Below are 2,476 nucleotides of genomic sequence, written 5' to 3'. Positions count from 1 at the left end.
GAAGCCCATGCGTTCACGCTCCTGTTGTACCGGTTCAGCCGAGTAGACCAAGAAGTTTACCAGATCCAGTACCGTCTTATCATACTCTTCGTCATCCATTTCACCGTTGCCGTCAGATTTGATGCTGACAACCTGCTGGGTCTCGACGCCATCGACCATGTGAGTCGCGAACTCGGCACGGGGAGTCCCCTGCAGCGGCTCCAGCACATGGGGCATGCCCACTGACGGGAACACCACGTTATTCACACCAAACGGACGGGTCGGATCCACGTAAAAAGAACGCAGATAAGTGTAAATCCAGTCCGCACCACGTACTCGGGCTACCAGAGTCAGGTCGGGAGGCGGCGCACCAAACCACTTAGCGGCATCCTTCTCGGACATGGCACTCTTCATCAGATCACCCACTTTGGCGTCGGTGAAAATGAGGTTCTCCTTCATCAGATCCTCAGGGATCTCCAGATCGGCAGCAACCCGGTTGTAACGTTGGTACTGGGTAGAGTGGCAGCCGGCACAATAATTCATGAAGGTGGCCGCTCCGCGTTGCAGGGATGCCTTGTCACTCAGATCGTAATTGGCCTTGTCCAGTGCAACCGCACCTCCAGCGGCAAACACCAGAGAGGGCAGCAGGGTCAGCACTGCAAATATTATTTTTTTCATTTAAATGTCACCCTCTCCGGCAGCGGCTTGGTGCGTTCGTTTTTGCTGTAGAAGAACAACAGCACGAAGAAACCGAAATAACCCAAGGTACAGATCTGGGCAACCAGCGTCAGAGTCGGCGTCGACGGCAGTACACCCAGCACCCCCAGAATGATGAAGCAGACCACAAACTGGGCGATGTTCAGCTTGTGCAGCTTGCTGCGATAGCGTACTGAACGCACCTTGCAGCGATCCAGCCAGGGCAGCAGGAACAACACCACAATAGAGAGGCCCATCATGATGACGCCAAGCAGCTTGTCAGGTACCGCACGCAGAATCGCGTAGAAGGGGGTGAAGTACCACACAGGCGCGATGTGAGCCGGAGTCTTCAGGCCGTTGGCCACTTCAAAGTTCGGCTTCTCGAGGAAGTAACCCCACATATCCGGCTTGAAGAAGATGATGGCGCAGAAGAAGAACAGGAAGCCGGCCACACCGATCATATCCTTGACGGTGAAGTAAGGGTGGAACGCCACCGCATCCAGCGGCCAGCCGTTCTCGTCCTTGTGCTTCTTGATATCGATGCCATCCGGGTTGTTGGAGCCGACTTCGTGCAGCGCCAGGATATGCATGGCAACCAGCATCACCAGCACCAGCGGCAACGCGATGACGTGCAGCGCGAAGAAGCGGTTCAGGGTCGCACCAGAGATAACGTAGTCACCACGGATCCACAGAGTAAGATCGTCACCGATGACCGGAATGGCACCAAACAGCGAGATGATGACCTGGGCCCCCCAGAATGACATCTGTCCCCAGGGCAGCAAGTAGCCCATAAAGGCTTCCGCCATCAGCACCAGGAAGATCAGCATGCCGAAAATCCACAGCAGCTCGCGCGGCTTCTGGTAAGAGCCGTAAATCATACCTCGGAACATGTGCAGGTAGACCACCACGAAGAAGGCAGAGGCACCGGTAGAGTGCATGTAACGTAGCAGCCAGCCATACTCCACATCCCGCATGATGTACTCGACGGAGGCAAACGCACCTTCCGCAGAGGGGTTGTAGTTCATGGTCAGCCAGATGCCGGTGATGATCTGGTTAACCAGCACCAACATGGCCAGCGAACCGAAGAAATACCAGAAGTTCAGGTTCTTCGGAGCCGGATACTTGGCCATGTGGTCGTTGTACATGGCCGTAAGCGGAAAGCGATCGTCAATCCAGCCCATCAGTTTGCTCAACATGATCAGGCCTCCTTGCCATCGGCACCGACCAGAATGGTGGTGTCGTTAATGAATTGATACGGCGGAATAACCAGGTTCAGTGGTGCAGGCACCCCCTGGAACACACGGCCAGCCATATCGAACTTGGAGCCATGACACGGGCAGAAGAAGCCGGACGCAACCCCCTGCACCTGCTCACCAAAACTGTCAGGCAGATAAGAAGGTGAACACCCGAGATGGGTGCAGATACCGACCGCGACAAAAATTTCGGGCTTGATCGATCTGTACCCGTTATGGGCATAGTCAGGCTGCTGCGGCTCTTCTGATGAGGGATCCCGCAACTTGTCATCATGTGCTGCCAGGGCATCCAGCGTCTGCTTGGTGCGTTTCACCACCCAGACGGGTTTGCCACGCCACTCGACACGGATGAGCTGACCCGGTTCCAACTTGCTGATATCGACTTCAACCGGTGCACCGGCTGCTTTGGCCTTGGCACTCGGATTCCATGACTTTATAAACGGCACTGCGGTAAACGCAGCTCCTACCCCACCAACGGCAACCGTTGACCAGGTAAGAAATCTGCGGCGACCGGTATCAACTGGCGCATTGCTCATCCAAAAACTCTC

At 55.5% G+C, this 2,476-nt stretch carries 3 protein-coding genes; all 3 read right to left on the bottom strand.

All coding sequences use genetic code 11. The features are described from left to right. On the bottom strand, nucleotides 1-657 hold a 657-nt coding region (locus G5358_RS20735; protein WP_421324843.1), incomplete at its 3' end, for a cytochrome c1. After that, nucleotides 654-1,871: a cytochrome b gene (locus tag G5358_RS20730; RefSeq protein WP_005341735.1), complete on the bottom strand. Its 1,218-nt coding sequence runs from the start codon at nucleotides 1,869-1,871 to the stop codon at nucleotides 654-656. The genes G5358_RS20735 and G5358_RS20730, both read right to left, overlap by 4 nt. Nucleotides 1,872-1,873: 2 nt before the next feature. Continuing rightward, a complete protein-coding gene (petA, locus tag G5358_RS20725; RefSeq protein ID WP_216952217.1) occupies nucleotides 1,874-2,464 on the bottom strand; it encodes a ubiquinol-cytochrome c reductase iron-sulfur subunit in 591 nt (196 codons plus the stop codon). Nucleotides 2,465-2,476: the final 12 nt, after the last annotated feature.

It is taken from the genome of Aeromonas sp. 604176, from assembly GCF_049170755.1.
GTDB classification, from domain to species: domain Bacteria; phylum Pseudomonadota; class Gammaproteobacteria; order Enterobacterales; family Aeromonadaceae; genus Aeromonas; species Aeromonas veronii_A.
Note: the sequence above shows the minus strand (reverse complement) of the source record. Positions and strands in the feature narration are given on the sequence as shown.

Bases quoted from the DNA above. Each gene is read 5' to 3' on its own strand.
- G5358_RS20730 (WP_005341735.1), bottom strand. From the start codon at position 1,871: ATGTTGAGCAAACTGATGGGCTGGATTGACGATCGCTTTCCGCTTACG.
- petA (WP_216952217.1), bottom strand. From the start codon at position 2,464: ATGAGCAATGCGCCAGTTGATACCGGTCGCCGCAGATTTCTTACCTGG.